The organism is Vibrio sp. 10N.261.55.A7 (assembly GCF_002877365.1).
Taxonomy (GTDB): domain Bacteria; phylum Pseudomonadota; class Gammaproteobacteria; order Enterobacterales; family Vibrionaceae; genus Vibrio.
Genome location: NZ_MCWZ01000196.1, coordinates 1 through 353, shown reverse-complemented (window position 1 = coordinate 353; position 353 = coordinate 1). Strand labels below are relative to the sequence as shown.

Here is a 353-nt window from a genome sequence, read left to right as displayed (position 1 = left end):
CTCTGATGATGCGGCAAAGGCCTACCAAGCAGGAGCCGTGTTCGGCGGACTCATTTTCGTTGAAAAGTCAAAACGATGCGTAGATATTGAAGCCGCTCGATTGACCATGAGTGGTGCTCCTCTTCATTATGTCGGTGTCTTTCAAAACCACGCCATCCAAGACATCACGCACACAGTCTTGGAATTAGGCTTAAAAGCCGTACAGCTGCATGGCGATGAAGATCAAACGTATGTCGATAGCCTAAAAGAACAGCTTCCGAAGTCAGTAGAAATTTGGAAAGCCTACGGTGTATCCGATGCAATGCCGTCTCTTCTTGAAAGAAATGTTGATCGCCACCTTTTAGATACTCAGG

At 46.7% G+C, this 353-nt stretch carries 1 pseudogene; it reads left to right on the top strand.

Annotation, left to right across the window (positions count from 1 at the left end):
• Positions 1-353: pseudogene (locus tag BCU12_RS10320) on the top strand (bifunctional indole-3-glycerol phosphate synthase/phosphoribosylanthranilate isomerase); the annotation flags it as partial.